Source organism: Candidatus Phytoplasma mali, assembly GCF_000026205.1.
GTDB lineage: Bacteria > Bacillota_I > Bacilli_A > Acholeplasmatales > Acholeplasmataceae > Phytoplasma > Phytoplasma mali.
This window is the reverse complement of sequence record NC_011047.1, coordinates 434715-452116: the sequence shown is the minus strand read 5'-3', so window position 1 is coordinate 452116 and position 17402 is coordinate 434715. Positions and strand designations below refer to the sequence as shown.

Here is a 17402-nt window from a genome sequence, read left to right as displayed (position 1 = left end):
CTTTTAACCTTAATTTATCTACTTTTCAAAGAGCTTGTTTTCTTAAGATAAATACTTTGGTGGGCCTAAATGGACTCGAACCATCGACCTCACGCTTATCAGGCGTGTGCTCTAACCAACTGAGCTATAGGCCCCGGACCATTATTTATTTTTATCTTAAAAAATAAAAAACTTTTTTAAGTCTTTCACAACTGAAGATGATATTTTCCTTAGAAAGGAGGTGATCCATCCCCACCTTCCGGTAGGGATACCTTGTTACGACTTAACCCCAATCATCGACCCTACCTTAGACAGTTCCCTCTTTTGCAAGTTAGGCTACTGGTTTCGAGTATTGTCAACTTTCATGGTTTGACGGGCGGTGTGTACAAACCCCGAGAACGTATTCACCACGACATGCTGATTCGCGATTACTAGCGATTCCGACTTCATGAAGTCGAGTTGCAGACTTCAATCCGAACTGAGACTGTTTTTTTGAGATTTGCTAAAAACTCACGCTTCAGCTACTCTTTGTAACAGCCATTGTATCACGTTTGTAGCCCAGGTCATAAGGGGCATGATGATTTGACGTAATCCCCACCTTCCTCCAATTTATCATTGGCAGTCTCACTAAAGTGCCCAACTAAATGATGGTAACTAGCGATAAGGGTTGCGCTCGTTGCGGGACTTAACCCAACATCTCACGACACGAGCTGACGACAACCATGCACCACCTGTATCCCTGATAACCTCCACTATATTTCTATAGCTTTGCAGAGTATGTCAAGACCTGGTAAGGTTTTTCGTGTATCTTCGAATTAAACAACATGATCCACCGCTTGTGCGGAGTCCCGTCAATTCCTTTAAGTTTCATACTTGCGTACGTACTACTCAGGCGGAGTACTTAATGTGTTAACTTCAGCACTGGTTTAACCCAACACTTAGTACTCATCGTTTACGGCGTGGACTACCAGGGTATCTAATCCTGTTTGCTCCCCACGCTTTCGTGCCTCAGCGTCAGTTAAGACCCAGCAAGCCGCCTTCGCTACTGGTGTTCCTCCATATATTTACGCATTTTACCGCTACACATGGAATTCCACTTGCCTCTATCCAACTCTAGTCAAACAGTTTCCATAGCATCACAACGTTAAGCGTTGAACTTATACCATAGACTTATTAAACCGCCTACACACCCTTTACGCCCAATAAATCCGGATAACGCTTGCCCCCCATGTATTACCGCAGCTGCTGGCACATAGTTAGCCGGGGCTTATTCATTAAATACCGTCAGAATGATTTTTCCATCATTTTTTCTTCTTTAATAAAAGAACTTTACATACCTAAATATTTCATCGTTCACGCGGCGTTGCTCGGTCAGAGTTTCCTCCATTGCCGAAAATTCCTTACTGCTGCCTCCCGTAGGAGTTTGGGCCGTATCTCAATCCCAATGTGGCCGTTCAACCTCTCAGTCCAGCTACACATCATAGTCTTGGTAAGCCGTTACCTTACCAACTAACTAATGTGCCGCAAGCCCATCTCTTAGCATACCCTTGCGGGTCTTTTAAAAGTTTCAAGATGCCTTAAAACTTCCTATCCAGTCTTAGCAGTCGTTTCCAACTGTTATCCTCGTCTAAGAGGCAGGTTACTTACGTGTTACTCACCCGTTCGCCACTGAAACTAAAAGTTTCCGTTCGACTTGCATGTATTAGGCACGCCGCCAGCGTTCATCCTGAGCCAGGATCAAACTCTTAATATAAAATCAAAAACTTTAATTAATTAAAATAAGATAAATTAATTAAATTTATAAATGTAATAAATTTTTATCATCTTCAGTTGTCAAAGACTAAACAAAATATTTTAATTTTTTTTAATTTAAAAAAAATTAAAAAATGGTGGAGGGGAATGGATTCGAACCATCGTACCTTGCGGAACAGTTTTACAGACTGCTGCGTTTAACCACTTCGCTACCCCTCCGTAAAAAAATTCTAATTAATTCAAAACCAATTAAAATTTTACCATATTAAAAAATAAAAATCAAATTTTTTTATATTTTTTTTTGTAAAAAATAAATTATTAAAAAAAATATAAAATAATAAATACTTAATTACAGAATTTATTCATAATTTTTTTGTTTTAACAAATAATATTTTTTTTCCATTTGTTGACGATTAAAAACAGTTTGAAAAATAGTATAAGTATTACCAACCAACCAATATAAAGATAAAACATTATCATTAAAGGCAGCAAACACCATAATAGCAACCATGAAATAACTAACGATTTTAAAACTTTTTTCAGTTTGTTCTCTTTTAGCTTTTTCTTCTATATTTAAAACAGTATAAGATTTATTTTGTAAATAAAATGGTTTTTTAAAACTAATCTTATTTAAAATAATCATAGTAATACCTACAAAAGTTGAAAGTAAAATTTTAATTAAAATATCTCTTATATCATTGTCATTAGTTGTTGAAGCTGATAATTTAATAAAACCCAAAAATGGTGTTTTATCTAAAAATTTATTATCTAAATTAAAAATACCTCCAGGAATACGAAAACGATTTAAAGTAGTCAGCATAGATATAAAAATAGGTATTTGTAAAAATGTTGTAAACATACCTAAAAAACCAATATTATATTTTTTATAAACCCTTAAAGTTTCTAATTGCATTTTTTGAATAGAAACAGGATCTTTTTTTAAAATATATTTATCTCTAATTTTATCTATTTCAGGTTGTACTAAACTCATGTTTAATGTAAAAGTACTGGTTTTAGTATAAATTGGCCAAGATAAAGTTCTAACTAAAATAGTAGTTAAAATAATACCAAAACCTAAATTCCCAAAAATGTAAGAAAAAATGTATAGAAAAAAACCGATAGAAATTATCAAAACATTCCAAATATAATAAAAACCTAATTTACCACTCCAATCTAATTTAGAAGGCCATTGGATAGGTAAATATCCAGAATTATTAACAAATATTGGAAAATCAAAATAAATATCATTATTAAATTTTAATTTTGCAATTAAGTGGGGAGGATTATTATTACCTGCCACAACTTGCTTAATAATTTGATTATATATACTTAAATCGTGAGAATTAATTTCTTTTTTTTCGTTATTAAACAATTCTTGACTTAAAAGTGATTCAAATTTTTTATTATTGTTACTATTTGAAAATTTTAAAAAAAAGTCTTTATTTTCGCTTATATCAAAATATTTCTTATATTTTTCCTCAACAATATATTTATAATTAGTTCCCATTAAAACAGTAAAAAAATCCTTAACATCATTAGCGTTTTTATTTTGTTGTTTTTGAAAATCTTTGGATTCTGGAGGAAAGTTTTTTTGCAAATCAAAATAAAAATAATTAAAATTATATTCATTATCAAATTTAATAATATTTTGAATTTTACTTTGAATATCTATAATTTTAATAATAAAAACAGATTGAGATGCTGTTTTATCATCTTCTTTATATTCAAATTCGATTTTAATATTATTAAGAAGTTCTTGACTTTCTGTTAACTTTTTAATTTGAATATTTTGTTCTTGATTATTAGTATATAATTTAAAAACATCTAAATATTGTTGGTCTATGAATAATTTTTGAATATCATATTCTTTAGATAAATGTGGTTCTAAAGAATGCAATTTTTTCAATTCTTGACTAAATTCTGACATTTTATCTTTATTTTTAAAAACAGCAGCCACATAAAGTAAATTTTCTTTTGGTTCTGGTTTAACAAATATATATCTTATAAAAATAAAACAAATAATGAAAAATAATATTAAAAAAATAGTTTGCATAAAATTACTGCTTTGTTTGGGCATAATATTTTAATTCCTAACTAAATTTAAATTATTAAATTAGATTTTTTTAATAAAATAAAAAAATCTTCTTTAATTTGTTGAAATGTTAAATTTTTAGCTTTAGGCTTGATAACTAAAACAAAAGATATTTTAAAATCAATTAAAATATGAAATTCGTGAATAATCATTCTTAAACGTCTTTTAATTAAATTTCTTTCATAAGCTTTACCATATTTTTTACCAATACTTAAAGCAAATTTAAAATGTGTTTGATTTTTATTTTTAGAATAATATAAAACAAAAAAAGGATTACCAATGCTTTTTTTTAATTTTAAAATATTGCTAATATCAATATCTTTTTTAATAATAAATTTTTTTTTCATAATTTCAAATTTAGATTAATTTTAATAAATTATAAACAAATTATTAAATTATAAATACCTCGTAAATATAAATAAAAATTTTAATAATTATAATATTTATATTTAATAATTAAACCGTTAAACGCACACGTCCTTTAGATCTTCTTGCGGCAATAACTCTTTTACCCCCGATAGTAGATATTCTAGCTCTAAAACCATGAGTTCTTTGTCTTTTAATTTTACTTGGTTGATATGTTCTTTTCATACAAAATAATCCCGTACCTCTTTTTCTTAAATTATAACTAGATTTTTTTTATTTGTCAACAATAAATAAATTAAAAAATATTTTTTAAAATATATTTTTGATAATAATTTAAAATTTAATTAAAAATTATATTTTAATATATATTTTTTAATTAAATTTTTATTATAAAAAATTTTTCTAATCAATAATTAGTAATATTATATACAAAAATAATAAAATAAATGATTACTCTTTTTTTAAATTTTTTTATTTTATAAAAATAAATTAATTAAAATTTTAAATTCATAACAAAGTAGATAGGTAAATAAATTTTATTATTTTTTACCTAACAAAGATAAAAGATTTTTTTTATAATTTTCTACTCCAGGTTGATCAAAAGGATTAACCTCTAAAAGATAAGCAGAAAGAGCACAAGCTTTTTCAAAAAAATATACTAAATAACCAAAATGATATTCATCTAAATAATCAAAAGTAATTTCTATATTAGGTACATTACCTTGGATATGAGCAATCTTAACGGCATTTAAAGCATGTTGATTTACATAAGATAAACTTTTATTAGATAAATAATTTAATTTATCAATATCATTAAATACATCAGGAATCAAACAATCATCGGGTATATTTTTAACATTTAAAATAGTTTCAAAAAAAATTTTTGGACCTTCTTGTAAATATTGTCCTAAAGAATGTAATTCTGAAGTAGCATATAGACCGCACGGAAAAAGAGATTTACCATTTTTACCTTCAGATTCCCCAAACAATTGTTTCCACCAATCAGTAAAAGAAATTAAACTAGGTTCATAGCTAACTAATAATTCAATATGTTTTTTATTTTGATATAAACAAAATCTAGAAACTGCATATTGATAAGAAAGGTTTTTTGATAATTCACAACTACTAGTATCATAAAAAGCATCTCTAGCACCTTTTAAAATATTCTCTATATTAATATTAGCAAAAATAAAAGGTAAAAATCCTACAGCAGATAAAACACTAAAACGTCCACTGACAGATTCTGGAACATCAAAAACTTCATATCCTTCTTGTAAAGCTAATTTAAATAAATTCCCTTTATTTTTACTAGTTGTTACAAAAATTCTTTTTTTAGTTTCTTTTTTACCAAATTTAACTTCTAATTCTTGTTTTAAAATTCGAAATGCAATAGCCGGTTCAATAGTATTACCTGATTTAGAAATAACATTAATAGCCCAATTTTTGTTTTTTAAATATTTAATTAAATTAGATAAATAAAAACCTGATATTTGATAACCTGCAAAAATAATTTGAGGATTAGATGACACAAAGTCAAATTTTAAAAAATCTAAACCAGCTTTTACGCCATAATAAGAACCGCCTGCTCCAATTACTATTAAAACTTCTAAATTATAATAAGATTTAATTTGATTAATTTTAATAATTTCTTGAGAATTAACTTTAAAAGGTAAATCTAACCAACCTAAAAAATCTTTTCCAACACCTCTTTTATTTTGCATATTTTGATGAATTGTCTTAATTTTAGATATTAATTTCTGACTTTCTTTTTCAAAATTAATAAATTTTTTTATACCCGATAAATCTAATTTTAATCCCATATAATTTTAAAAAAACTCCTTTAAAACATTAAAACATTTATTTTTTTAAAATATTATAAAAATAAAAATATAAACATTTATATTTAAAAAAATAATAAATAAAAAAATCCAACTATCATTTATTATAATATAAAAAATATAATTAAAAAATTTTAAGCATCATCTATTATATTTTTTGAAAATTAATTTATAAATAAAAAAATTTCAATATATAAAAATTTAAAATTAAAAAATTAATTATTATCCTCAAAGCGAATAAAAAGTATTTCTTTTGAAAATATTGTTTTACTTTCAGTAACACCAAAAATTTCTAAACTAGCAAAGGTATTATTTTCAGATTTAATCTGTTTTAAAATAGATTTAGCTGTAGTAGGCAAAAAAGGTTGTAATAAAACACCAATAAATCTTAAAGTTTCTATTAAACTATATAAAACATGATCTAAAACATCTTGTTTATCAGATTCTTTAAATAAAATCCAAGGTTTAGCTAAATCAATGTACTTATTAGAAAAACGAGCTAATTGTATAATAACTTCTATAGCATCAGAAATATGAAAATTAAATACTTTTTTTTGTATTAATGGTAAAGCTTCCAAAGACTTTTTAGATAAATCAATTTCTAAAATTTCTGGTAGAATAACCTTTTTTAAATGACCATTACGATAAGCTTTTAACATTCCTAAAGTTCTATTTAACAAATTACCTATAGTATTGGCTAAATCAGTATTATGTCTTTCTCTTAATAATTCATGCGTAATATTTCCATCTTGATTATATGGTATTTCGTGTAACATAAAATAACGAATTGTATCGACTGAAAAAGTTTTTAATAAATCATCAATATATAAAACATTACCTTTAGATTTACTCATTTTATTTTTATCAAATAAAATAAAGGGATGAACAAAAAAAATTTTTGGCAAAGGCAATTCTAATGATATCAGTAAAATTAAAAAATGAACCAAATGAAAACGTATAATATCTTTACCTATAATATGAATATCACAAGGCCAATATTTTAAAAATTCTTTACTTTTAGGTAAATCTGGATGATAATTTAAACCAGTTATATAATTTAACAAAGCATCAACCCAAACATAAACAAAATGTTGTGAATTAAAATTCAAATTAATACCATATTTACAAAAAGTTCTAGTAATGCATAAATCAGGCAAAGGTTCTTTTAATAAATTTAAAATCTCTTGTTTTTTATTAACTGGCCTAATTAAAACACTATCATTTTTTAAAAAATCATATAATTTTTTTTGATATTTAGATAATTTAAAAAAGTAAACTTCTTCACTATTCCATATGGGAATTTCACCACTTTTAGTCAATCCATTTACTAAATCTTTTTCTAACACGTAAGATTCTTCAATAACAGAATAAAATCCTTCATATTTTCCTAAATAAATATCTTTTTTTTGATATAATTTGTCTAAAACTGATTGTACTGATTTTTTATGATTTTCATCAGAAGTTCTAATAAATTTATCATAACTAACATTCATTAAATCATAAATTCTTCTAATTTCTTGAGAAAAATAATCAACATAAGTTTGTGGTTTTTGATTTTTAGATTTTGATTTTTGAAATATTTTTTGACCATGTTCGTCTGTTCCGGTTTGAAAATAAACATCATAACCTTCTAATCTTTTAAAACGAGCTAAAAAATCAGCTAAAACAACTTCATACACATTGCCAACATGAGGAATATCTGAAGCATAAGCAATAGCTGTTGCAAGATAAAATTTTTCTTTTTTTTTCATTTTTTTATAATTCCTCAAAAATTAAATTTTATATTTTTTATAAATTTCTCTCTTGGATATTTTTCTTTCTTTAGCTACTTTATGAAAAGATTCTTTTTCACTAAAACCTTGTTTTAAATAAAATTGAATATGTTGTAGTAAGGAAAAATTTTCATATAACATAGAAGATTTAGTAAAACCTTCAATTACTATAACATATTCACCTTTTAAAAATAATTCTTTTTTTAAAATTTCTTCTAATGAAGTATTAATGATTTGTTCAAATTTTTTAGTTAATTCTCTTGCTAAAGAAATGTTTCTATTGCCATAAATTTTTTTTAACAACTGCAAGGTTTCTAATACTCTATAAGATGATTCATAAATCAATAAAGTTGCTTCGCAAAACTGATATTTTAATAAAAAAAGTTTTTTTTTATTTTGTGAACGAGGTAAGAAACCTAAAAAAATTAAAGGTAATTTAAAAGAAGAAGTAATAAAAGCTGTTAAAAAAGCAGTTACACCAGGAATAGCTATTGTATGAAAGCCTCTTGTTTGTACTTCTTGAACTAATAAATCACCAGGATCACTAATTAAAGGTGTTCCAGCATCGCTAATTAAAGCTAAATTATGATTAGAAGTCAAAAGTTGTAAGATTTTATTTAAACGTTTTTGTTGATTATATTGATAAAAAGAAATTATAGGTTTTTTAATATCATAAAAATTTAAAAGCTTTTTAGATATTCTTGTGTCTTCTGCTAAAATAAAATCAACAGATTTTAAAATTTGTAAAGCTCTTAAAGTTATATCAGATAAATTACCAATAGGAGTAGATACTAAATATAAAGTGGGTTTAATTTCTATAAAACTTTTTTGTGATAAAAACATTAATTTTAATTTTCCTTTAATTTTAAAATATTATTTTATAAAACAAATATCATCTAAACCAATCAATAAAGTCATAAATAAATCTTCATCAGTAAATAAATATTTTTCTTTTTTTTGTAAATTTATAATTAAATTTATCATCATATTTAAATTTTTTATAGAAAAATCTATCAAAAAAATATCTGATAATTCATAATTATAAAAACATTCAATGTTTGTTTTTTTATAAAAAATAACTAAGAAATATTTTAACAAACAAATTAATAAATCTCGAAACCAACCCTTTTTTTCTTTTAATATTGGACAATGAATAAATATAGTTCTTAAAAAATATGATTTTTGTAAACCTTCAATAATATTTAAAAAAGTTTTTTTAAAATTAATATAGTAAGAAGTATTAAAAAAAAGTAAATTTATTTTTTCTTGTTGAATTAAAGACATCAAAAAACAATCTATAAATTCAAAACCTTCTTCTTGCAAAGACAAATATTTTTTTTTTTCTTCAGCAACATAAGAAAAAGCTAAACTAAAAACTTGACAACGTGATACAATAGTTGGTAATAGTTGCGATATATCATGAGATAATAAAAAACCATGAGTATTTTTATTAAATGAGTTTTCTAAAAAATTTAACAAAATATTACTAGCCGAATAAGTCATTTGATTAATATTTTCAATTACATAAACTCTCTTTTTATATAAAAAAGGGTTTTGTAAAAAATAAAACTTTAAATTTAAAATATCTTCTTTTTTAATCAAAGAATCGTTTTTATTTAAATAATAAAAATTAGGATAAATGTTTGTCATCGTTAATTGTTCTAATGTTAAATTTTGATCATCAATTTTTAAAATTTCATAAGATATTTTTATAACTAATTCTTTTTTATTTAAAATCTTGTTGCCTTCAATCAAATACAAGTGAGATATTTTTTTATTTTGAATAATTTTTTTAAACTTTTGATATAATGACAACATTGTTATTGTCATTATTTAACCTTAATATTTAAAAATTTTATAACTTTTTGATAAATAATTGTAAAAATATTTTCTAAAGATTGATTGCCGTCAATTAATATAATTCTGGATTTATTTTTTTTAAAAATATTTAAATAACCTTCACGTACACGTTCATGAAAATCCATTTTTTCTAAATCGAAATTATCTAATTTTTCTTTTCTAAAATTTTTAATACGTTGGACACCAATAAAAGGATCTATGTCAATATAAAAAGTAATATCAGGTAAATATTTTAAAGCGTAAAAATTAATTTTATAAATTAATTCTTCTCCTAAATTTCTTCCGTATCCTTGATAAGCCACTGACGAATCTAAAAAACGATCACAAATAACAATTTTTTTTTGTTGAAGAGATGGAATAATAATTCGATTCAAATGTTCTATTCTGTCTGCAGCATATAATAAAGACTCAGTGTAACAGTGTAATTTTTTAAAAGAAGAATTTAAAAGTATTTTTTTAATTGGTTGAGTTTGTAAACAACCACCGGGTTCTTTAGTAAGTATTGTTAAATAATTTTTTTCTATTAATTTTTTTTCTAATTTTTTAGATAAAACAGTTTTACCTGTACCTTCACAACCTTCAAAAGAAATAAACATTATTGTACTCCTTATTATAATTAATAAAAAATTTTTTTTAAAATTAAACCTTTAGCTGGTGCTAATAATCTAGCTTTTTGATTAATTTTTAAATCTAACATTTGTTTAAATTCTGATAAAGTTTTTTTATTTTGAGCAATTTCAATTAAAAAACCAACTAAAAAACGAATCATGTGTTGAATAAAACTATTACCATGAATTATCAAAAAATATTTTTGTTTTGTTTCTTTTATAAAGGCTTTAAAAATAATTCTTTGATAATTTTTTAAACTTTTTTGTGAAGTAAATAAAGAAAAATCATGTTTACCTTCGATAAATAAGATTGCTTCTTTAATTTTATTAAAATCCATATTAGGAATATAAACTTGAAAGCGATAATTAAAAACATTTAATTTTTTTTTAGAAAAAACATAATGATAAATTTTAGATTTAGCTTGAAAACGACAATGAAATTCTTTCGAAATTAAAATAATTTTGGTAATTTGAATATCTGACGGTAAACAAAAATTTAATATTTTTTGAAAATGATCATTAGGAATTAAAAATGGGAGTTGAAAATGTACTACTTGACCTGAAGCATGCACACCTTTATCAGTTCTACTGGCACCGTAAATTTTAATTTTTTTTTGCTTAGTAATTTTATTTAAAACATTTTCTAAAACAGATTGAATTGTATTTAAATGCAATTGTTTTTGAAAGCCATAATAATTAGTGCCATCATAACTTAAAACTAATTTATAATTAAAATCTTTCAAATTTATCTCCTATATTTTTTAATTTTTAATTAATTAAAACATAATTAATTATAAAAAAAACAAAAACTATCGTCATAGTAAAAAAAACATCAATTTTTGTAACTTTATAATAAATCATTTTAGTACGTGGTGCTCCTAAAACATAACCTCTCACTTCCATAGCATTAGCTAAAATTAAAGATCTTTTAAAAACTAAAACAAAAATAGGAATCAATAAAGATAATAAATTATTAATTTTTTTTAAAAAATTTTTATTTTGCAAATCCATTCCTCGAGAAGTCTGAGCTTTTAAAATTTTTTCAGTTTCTTGAAATAAAAAAGGTACAGAAATAAAAATTAAAGATAACATAAAAGTAAATATTTCTACTGGTATTTTAATTTTTTTTAACGGAGATAAAATTATTCTTAAACCATCATTAATTTCCATAAAAGAAGTTGATTTATTAAAAACAAAAATAACCATAATAATAATTATTAATCGTAAAAAAATAAAAAAACTTTTTAAAAAAGATGTTGTTTGGAGTCCATAATTTTGAACATTTGATAAAGGTTTGGATAAAGATAAAATTAAACTCGGAAAAACAAAAAATAAAAATAACAAAAAAATAAAATAAATCATTTTAAAAAAAATTTTTTGTTTAGTTATATTATAAAAGAATACCAAAAATATCAATATTAAAAAATTATTATAACCACTCCAATCATAAATGGGGATTGCAAATAATAGTTTTGTTGAAATTCTATTTTCAAAAGATTCAAATTGAATCAGTAGTGAAAAAAGAAATAAAAATCTTAAATTTTTAATTTGTTCAAGAAAATGTTGGAAAAAACAATTATAAAAAAAACAATAATAAAATAATAAAAAAAATAAAAATCCATATATTAAAAATATTTTTTTTTCTTTATCTGAAACTTCTGGAAAATAAATAGGTAAACGAAAAATAATAAAAAGTGTAAAAAATAAAATTAAAATTTTAAACGAGGGATGAATTCTTTGCAACAAAGAAGATTTAGAAACAGAAAAAATCATTTCTCTGTCATATTTCAGATTTAAATCATTTTTTGTCATAAAAACCCCTTTAAAAATATTTTTTAAAGATAAATTTTTTTTAAATATTCTAATAAAGTTTTAAAACAATATTTATATTCAAAAGGAATTCCAATAGTTTGTTGTAAATGTTTTAAAATTTTAAAAGTTTGTGGATAATCTAAATCAAATTTAGAAAAATCATCACTTTCAAAAAAAGTTTCTTTATTCCCATCAAAAACAAGTTCACCTTGTTTCAAAAATAAAATTCTAGAAGCATATTCAGCCACTAAATCAATATCATGTGTAATCATAATAATAGTTTTTTTTTGTTTTTTATATATTTCTTTAAAAAAATTCATTATATTTTTTTTACTAACAGAATCTAAACCTCTTGTAGGTTCATCTAATATTAAAATATCTGGTTCCATAGCTAAAACACCTGCAATGGCTACTTTTCTCTGTTGACCATCACTAATTTGAAAAGGAGATTTATCAAATAAATCTTCCGAAATACCAATTTTTTTTAAAACTTGAATCGATTTTTGTTTAGATAATTCATAATCATTAGTAAAATTTTCAGGTGCAAACATAACATCTTTTAAAACACTAATTTCAAATAATTGATACTCCGGAAACTGAAAAACTAATCCTATTTGCTTTTTTAAAGCAACTAATTTTTTTTTTTTTGTTTTAGAATTAATTAATTGATTAAAAATTATTATTTTACCAATATCAGTAATTAATAAAGCATTCATTAATTGAACCAAAGTTGTTTTTCCAGAACCTATTTTACCAATTAAAGCAATAAATTCACCTTCAGGTTTAATACTTAAATTAATATCTTTTAAAGAAGAAATTTTATTTTTTTTGTCATAAAAATATTTTACTTTTTCAAATTGTATAGCCATAAAATTTCTTTCATCTTTTCTAATATTTGTATATCTTTAATTTTTTTATCTTTATAAAAAATAATATCTTTTTGCATTTCATAATAAATTTTTAAAGCTAAAGTTGGTTCTAAACTATATTGATTTACAAAAACTTGATTCTCTAAAATAATTTCTGGTTTAGATTTCTTTACTAATTTACCTTGTGATAAAACAATGATTTCATCACTTTTAGAAGCGAAATCTAAATCATGAGTAATAGTAATAACAATTTTATCTTTAATTTTTTTAATAATATTTTCAATTTCTTTTTTTGATTGATTATCTAAAAAAGCGGTAACTTCATCAAAAATAATAATTTCTGGTTGCATAGCTAAAACAGATGCAATAGCAACTTTCTGTTTCTGTCCACCAGAAAGTTCTTGTGGATTTTTATTTAAAAAATTACTCATACCAACCATTTCAGAATAATCATAAACCCTTTTTATAATTTCATTTCTAGACAAATTTTGATTTTCTAAACCAAAAGCTATGTCATCTTTTACTGTATGACCTATAAATTGATAATCCGGATTTTGAAAAACCATACCAATTTTATTACGTAAAAATGGTAAACTATTATAATTTAACTTTAAACTATCAATTAAAACATTTCCTTCAAAAGGTTCTAATAAACCAACTAAAATTTTAGCTAAAGTTGATTTACCTGAACCATTATGACCCATAATAGAGACCCAATTATTTTTGTCAATATTAAAACTTAAATTTTTTAATACTGTTTTATCATCATAAACAAAACTTAAATTTTGAATTTCTAACATAAAAAATATAATCACCTTTAACTTTTATTATATATTAAATAAGATATTATTATTTATTTTTAATAAATTATTGTGATTTTATATGTAAAAAATATAATTTAAAATAAATTATTAAAAAATTTACTTTATTATAAAATATAAGTACTAAATTATATTAATATTTTAGTAAAAAAAATATTTAAATTAAGTATTTTATAAATAATTAATTTTTTTAAAATATGAACAATGTAAAATAATTTCTGTATTAAAATAAATAAAATGTCTTATAGAAATAAAATAAGACATTTTTTAAAATTTAATTATTTTAAACAAAAGTAATTATAGCCATAGGAGCCGCATCCCCACGACGAGGAACAGTTTTAATTATCCTTGTATAACCACCATTTCTCTTCATATATTTTTCAGCTGTAGTTGTAAATAATTTTTGAGTAACAGTTTGTTCTTTATTGATATTTTCATCAAATAATTTTTTAAATACTTGACGTCTATGGTGTAAACTCTTTTTTTTAGCTAAAGTAATGACTTTTTCAACCTTTTTTTGTAATTCTTTAGCTTTAGATTCGGTGGTAATAATTTTTTCTTTAATAATTAAATCAGAAACTAAGCTTCTTAATAAAGATTTTCTTTGAGATGTATTACGTCTTAATTTACTATAAGCCATTATCGATTATTCCTCCATTTCTTCTTCATCATCATAATATAATTTTTTTTCTAAATCATTTTGAAATTCAAGACCATGTTGCTTAAATTTTTCTTTTAATTCATTAAAAGATTTTCTACCTAAGCTTTTTAATTTAAAAACTTCTTCTTCTTTTAATAAAACTAAATCAGATACTTTTTCAATTCCTGATTTTTTTAAACAATTAAACAAACGAACAGATAATTCTAATTGGTCAATTCTTAATTCTAAAGATTTATTAGGTAATTCTTTCTTTGGTTTATAAATGAAACTGATTTGATCTTTTTTTTCATTTAAATTAGCTAAAAAACTAAAATGATCAAATAAAATTTTAGAAGCTGTAGTTAAAGCATCTTTAGCTGTAGTAGATTTATTAGTAGTAATTTCAATTGCTAATTCTTCTTTATCACCTAATTTTTTTTCTATATCATAAGAAACTTTTGAAACAGGTGTGTACAAAGTATCAATACTAATTAAACCTTTCTTTTTTTTTGTATAAATCTTATTTTCTTCAGCGCTAACATAACCTATTCCTCTTTTAATTAATACAGTCATTTTTAAAGAAGCATTTTCAGATACTAAATTAGCTATCTCTTGTTCAGGATTAATAATTTTAATACCTTCAACTTGTTCAAAACAAGAAGCTGTTACTTTTTGTTTTCCTGTAACAAACAATTCCATTTCTTGTTCAAAATCATCATCTATTGAATCTACAGATATCACCACTTGTTTTAAATTTAAAACAATAGACATTACATCCTCATAAACTCCAGGAATTGTACTAAACTCATGATCAACACCTTTAATTTCCACATAAACTATCCCGGCTCCAGGTAAAGAAGATAATAAAACTCTCCTTAAAGGATTACCAATAGTAACACCATAAGAAGGTTCTAAATTTTGAATAATAAACCTACCAAAAGATAAATCTTCAGATAAATTTTCTTCAAGAAAAAAAAGATTAATAAATTTAATTTTTTTCATATCTTTATAAATTCTTATCCACGAGGACGTTTAGGAGGTCTACAACCATTATGCGGTACTGTTGTAACATCCCTAATTGAAGTAATTTCTAATCCTGAAGCCTGTAAAGAACGTATAGAAGCTTCTCGTCCTGCGCCTGGGCCTTTAATAAAAACTTCTACTTTCAACATTCCATGTTCTAAAGCTGCTTTTGCTGCGGTTGATGATGCAATTTGAGCCGCAAAAGGTGTTGATTTACGACTTCCTTTAAAACCCAAAGATCCAGCACTACTCCAAGTAATAGTGTTGCCTTGTAAATCAGTAATAGTTAAAATAGTATTATTAAAAGTAGTGTGAATATGTGCTATTCCTAAATTAATATTTTTTTTAAATTTATTTTTATTTTTTTTTTTCTTAATCATAAACAAATATTAACCTTTTCTATTTTTTATTATTAGCAACCGTGTTTTTTGTCCTACGCTTACCTTTTATAGTTCTAGCATTATTTCTAGTATTTTGACCACGAGAAGGTAAACCTTTACGATGGCGTAAACCTCTATAAGATCCATTTTCCATCAAACGTTTTATATTTAAAGCAACTTCTCTTTTTAAATCGCCTTCTACTAAATAATTACCATTTTGAATTTTATTTCTAATAGCGATCAAATGTTGTTCTTTTAAATCTTCTACTTTAGTATTGATATCAATTTCTTTTAAATCACTCAAAATATTTTGAGCTTTTTTTATTCCAATACCGCGAATATAAGTTAAAGCAATTACAACTCTTTTATTACTAGGAATTTCAACACCTGCAATTCTTGCCATAAAAATACTCCTTTAAATTATCCTTGTCTTTGATTATGTCTTCTATTTTTTTTATTAATGATATAAACACGTCCTTTTCGACGTACAATAATATCATCTGGACTGCGTTTTTTAACAGATGATCTTACTTTCATTATATATTTCTCCTTTTGAAAAAAATATTAATTAATTTTATGTATAACGATAAACAATTCGTCCTTCATTAAAATTATAAGCAGATATTTCTACTTTAACTCTATCGCCAAGTAAAACACGGATTTTATTAATACGAATTTTACCAGAAACATGAGCTAAAATAATTTTATTATTAGAAATTAATCTAACCTTAAATTTAGTATTTGCATTAGGTAAAACTTCAATAACTTTTGCATCTACTTGTAATAATTCTTCTTTAGAGTTTTGTTTTAACACTTATAAAATCACCAGCCTTTTTTTAAATCTTAAGTTAAAATTTCATAACCTTTTTCAGTAACTAAAACAGTATGTTCAAAGTGAGCACTCAAACTGCGATCAACAGTAACAGCTGTCCAATTATCCAATAAAATTTCTATTTCTTCATTACCTAAAGTAATCATTGGTTCAATGCAAAAAATCATTCCTGGTTTTAATTCAACGTTTTCTTGATCAACCACTATACAATTTGGAATATAAGGTTCTTCATGTAAATTTTTTCCAATCCCATGGCCGGTAAAATCCTTAACAATTCCATATCCGTAAGGTTTAATAAATTCTTCTATAGCTCGAGAAATGTCAACAATATAATTATTAGGTTTAACTTGTTTTAAACCTTCATATAAAGCTTTTTGCGTCACCTCTATAAGTTGAATAATTGGTGTTTCAACACTTCCAATAGCATAAGTAAAAGCTGAGTCAACAAAGTAACCTTTATAATTAATTCCTAAATCAATAGTGATAATATCACCTGATTTTAAAATTTGTTTTTTAGAAGGAATACCGTGAACAACTACTTCATTAACAGAAGTACAAATATGTTTAGAAAAACCTTGATAATCTTTAAAAGCAGAAACAGCTCTTTGTTTTTTAATAAAATTTTTAGCCAAAATATCTAAATAATAAGTTGAAATGCCAGGTTTTAAATATAAACTTAACATTTTTCTAAGAGTTTTTAAAATAAAACCAGCTTGTTTCATTAAATTAATTTCATTTTCTGTTTTAATCAGAATCAT

General features: G+C 23.7%; 19 protein-coding genes, 2 tRNA genes and 1 rRNA gene. All 22 read right to left on the bottom strand.

Going from position 1 to position 17402, the window contains the following annotated elements; all coding sequences use genetic code 11:
* Window positions 1-57: 57 nt before the first annotated feature.
* Window positions 58-134: transfer RNA gene (locus ATP_RS02070), tRNA-Ile, on the bottom strand.
* 79 nt (window positions 135-213) lie between these two features.
* Window positions 214-1732: ribosomal RNA gene (locus ATP_RS02065) — 16S ribosomal RNA — on the bottom strand.
* 134 nt (window positions 1733-1866) lie between these two features.
* Window positions 1867-1950 (bottom strand) — tRNA-Tyr (locus ATP_RS02060).
* Window positions 1951-2089: 139 nt separating this feature from the next.
* Window positions 2090-3808: a YidC/Oxa1 family membrane protein insertase gene (locus ATP_RS02055; protein WP_012504526.1), complete on the bottom strand. Its 1719-nt coding sequence runs from the start codon at window positions 3806-3808 to the stop codon at window positions 2090-2092.
* A gap of 23 nt (window positions 3809-3831) precedes the next feature.
* Entirely contained in the window at window positions 3832-4170 is a 339-nt protein-coding gene (gene rnpA / locus ATP_RS02050) for a ribonuclease P protein component (protein ID WP_012504525.1), read from the bottom strand.
* A 109-nt stretch (window positions 4171-4279) separates the two neighbouring features.
* The gene (rpmH, locus tag ATP_RS02045; protein WP_012504524.1) at window positions 4280-4414 is read right to left on the bottom strand and encodes a 50S ribosomal protein L34; all 135 of its coding nucleotides are present in this window, start codon (window positions 4412-4414) and stop codon (window positions 4280-4282) included.
* Between the two features lie 314 nt (window positions 4415-4728).
* Entirely contained in the window at window positions 4729-6009 is a 1281-nt protein-coding gene (locus tag ATP_RS02040; RefSeq protein WP_012504523.1) for a glucose-6-phosphate isomerase, read from the bottom strand.
* A 233-nt stretch (window positions 6010-6242) separates the two neighbouring features.
* A complete protein-coding gene (locus tag ATP_RS02035) occupies window positions 6243-7778 on the bottom strand; it encodes a methionine--tRNA ligase (protein ID WP_041186084.1) in 1536 nt (511 codons plus the stop codon).
* A 21-nt stretch (window positions 7779-7799) separates the two neighbouring features.
* Window positions 7800-8642, bottom strand: coding sequence for a 16S rRNA (cytidine(1402)-2'-O)-methyltransferase (gene rsmI / locus ATP_RS02030; RefSeq protein ID WP_012504521.1), 843 nt, complete (start codon window positions 8640-8642; stop codon window positions 7800-7802).
* Window positions 8643-8672: 30 nt separating this feature from the next.
* Window positions 8673-9617, bottom strand: coding sequence for a hypothetical protein (locus ATP_RS02025; RefSeq protein WP_158300324.1), 945 nt, complete (start codon window positions 9615-9617; stop codon window positions 8673-8675).
* Between the two features lie 11 nt (window positions 9618-9628).
* Complete coding sequence (tmk, locus tag ATP_RS02020) at window positions 9629-10255, bottom strand: dTMP kinase (protein ID WP_012504519.1); 627 nt, start codon at window positions 10253-10255, stop codon at window positions 9629-9631.
* Window positions 10256-10275: 20 nt separating this feature from the next.
* Window positions 10276-11010 carry a tRNA pseudouridine(38-40) synthase TruA gene (truA, locus tag ATP_RS02015; protein WP_012504518.1) on the bottom strand — a complete coding sequence of 245 codons (735 nt, stop codon included), beginning with the start codon at window positions 11008-11010 and terminating at the stop codon, window positions 10276-10278.
* A 25-nt stretch (window positions 11011-11035) separates the two neighbouring features.
* Complete coding sequence (locus tag ATP_RS02010; RefSeq protein ID WP_012504517.1) at window positions 11036-12079, bottom strand: energy-coupling factor transporter transmembrane component T; 1044 nt, start codon at window positions 12077-12079, stop codon at window positions 11036-11038.
* Window positions 12080-12102: 23 nt separating this feature from the next.
* On the bottom strand, window positions 12103-12948 hold the full coding sequence (locus tag ATP_RS02005) for an ATP-binding cassette domain-containing protein (protein ID WP_012504516.1): 846 nt from the start codon (window positions 12946-12948) through the stop codon (window positions 12103-12105).
* Entirely contained in the window at window positions 12924-13748 is an 825-nt protein-coding gene (locus tag ATP_RS02000; RefSeq protein WP_012504515.1) for an ATP-binding cassette domain-containing protein, read from the bottom strand. Before ATP_RS02000 ends, ATP_RS02005 begins: the two co-directional genes overlap by 25 nt.
* 304 nt (window positions 13749-14052) lie before the next feature.
* Entirely contained in the window at window positions 14053-14409 is a 357-nt protein-coding gene (gene rplQ, locus ATP_RS01995) for a 50S ribosomal protein L17 (RefSeq protein WP_012504514.1), read from the bottom strand.
* Window positions 14410-14415: 6 nt separating this feature from the next.
* Window positions 14416-15411, bottom strand: a complete 996-nt coding sequence (locus ATP_RS01990) for a DNA-directed RNA polymerase subunit alpha (RefSeq protein ID WP_012504513.1) — start codon at window positions 15409-15411, stop codon at window positions 14416-14418.
* A gap of 14 nt (window positions 15412-15425) precedes the next feature.
* Window positions 15426-15812: a 30S ribosomal protein S11 gene (gene rpsK, locus ATP_RS01985; protein ID WP_041186083.1), complete on the bottom strand. Its 387-nt coding sequence runs from the start codon at window positions 15810-15812 to the stop codon at window positions 15426-15428.
* Window positions 15813-15831: 19 nt separating this feature from the next.
* The gene (rpsM, locus tag ATP_RS01980) at window positions 15832-16215 is read right to left on the bottom strand and encodes a 30S ribosomal protein S13 (protein WP_012504511.1); all 384 of its coding nucleotides are present in this window, start codon (window positions 16213-16215) and stop codon (window positions 15832-15834) included.
* 17 nt (window positions 16216-16232) lie between these two features.
* On the bottom strand, window positions 16233-16349 hold the full coding sequence (gene rpmJ, locus ATP_RS01975) for a 50S ribosomal protein L36 (RefSeq protein ID WP_012504510.1): 117 nt from the start codon (window positions 16347-16349) through the stop codon (window positions 16233-16235).
* Between the two features lie 37 nt (window positions 16350-16386).
* Window positions 16387-16626, bottom strand: a complete 240-nt coding sequence (gene infA, locus ATP_RS01970; RefSeq protein ID WP_012504509.1) for a translation initiation factor IF-1 — start codon at window positions 16624-16626, stop codon at window positions 16387-16389.
* Window positions 16627-16655: 29 nt separating this feature from the next.
* A complete protein-coding gene (gene map / locus ATP_RS01965; RefSeq protein WP_012504508.1) occupies window positions 16656-17402 on the bottom strand; it encodes a type I methionyl aminopeptidase in 747 nt (248 codons plus the stop codon).

Coding starts and splice junctions, on each gene's coding strand:
- rnpA (WP_012504525.1), bottom strand. CDS start 4,170: ATGAAAAAAAAATTTATTATTAAAAAAGATATTGATATTAGCAATATT.
- ATP_RS02010 (WP_012504517.1), bottom strand. CDS start 12,079: ATGACAAAAAATGATTTAAATCTGAAATATGACAGAGAAATGATTTTT.
- rpsK (WP_041186083.1), bottom strand. CDS start 15,812: ATGATTAAGAAAAAAAAAAATAAAAATAAATTTAAAAAAAATATTAAT.
- rsmI (WP_012504521.1), bottom strand. CDS start 8,642: ATGTTTTTATCACAAAAAAGTTTTATAGAAATTAAACCCACTTTATAT.
- rplQ (WP_012504514.1), bottom strand. CDS start 14,409: ATGGCTTATAGTAAATTAAGACGTAATACATCTCAAAGAAAATCTTTA.
- ATP_RS02000 (WP_012504515.1), bottom strand. CDS start 13,748: ATGTTAGAAATTCAAAATTTAAGTTTTGTTTATGATGATAAAACAGTA.
- tmk (WP_012504519.1), bottom strand. CDS start 10,255: ATGTTTATTTCTTTTGAAGGTTGTGAAGGTACAGGTAAAACTGTTTTA.
- ATP_RS02040 (WP_012504523.1), bottom strand. CDS start 6,009: ATGGGATTAAAATTAGATTTATCGGGTATAAAAAAATTTATTAATTTT.
- rpsM (WP_012504511.1), bottom strand. CDS start 16,215: ATGGCAAGAATTGCAGGTGTTGAAATTCCTAGTAATAAAAGAGTTGTA.
- ATP_RS01990 (WP_012504513.1), bottom strand. CDS start 15,411: ATGAAAAAAATTAAATTTATTAATCTTTTTTTTCTTGAAGAAAATTTA.
- rpmJ (WP_012504510.1), bottom strand. CDS start 16,349: ATGAAAGTAAGATCATCTGTTAAAAAACGCAGTCCAGATGATATTATT.
- ATP_RS02025 (WP_158300324.1), bottom strand. CDS start 9,617: ATGTTGTCATTATATCAAAAGTTTAAAAAAATTATTCAAAATAAAAAA.
- rpmH (WP_012504524.1), bottom strand. CDS start 4,414: ATGAAAAGAACATATCAACCAAGTAAAATTAAAAGACAAAGAACTCAT.
- ATP_RS02055 (WP_012504526.1), bottom strand. CDS start 3,808: ATGCCCAAACAAAGCAGTAATTTTATGCAAACTATTTTTTTAATATTA.
- map (WP_012504508.1), bottom strand. CDS start 17,402: ATGATTCTGATTAAAACAGAAAATGAAATTAATTTAATGAAACAAGCT.
- ATP_RS02035 (WP_041186084.1), bottom strand. CDS start 7,778: ATGAAAAAAAAAGAAAAATTTTATCTTGCAACAGCTATTGCTTATGCT.
- ATP_RS02005 (WP_012504516.1), bottom strand. CDS start 12,948: ATGGCTATACAATTTGAAAAAGTAAAATATTTTTATGACAAAAAAAAT.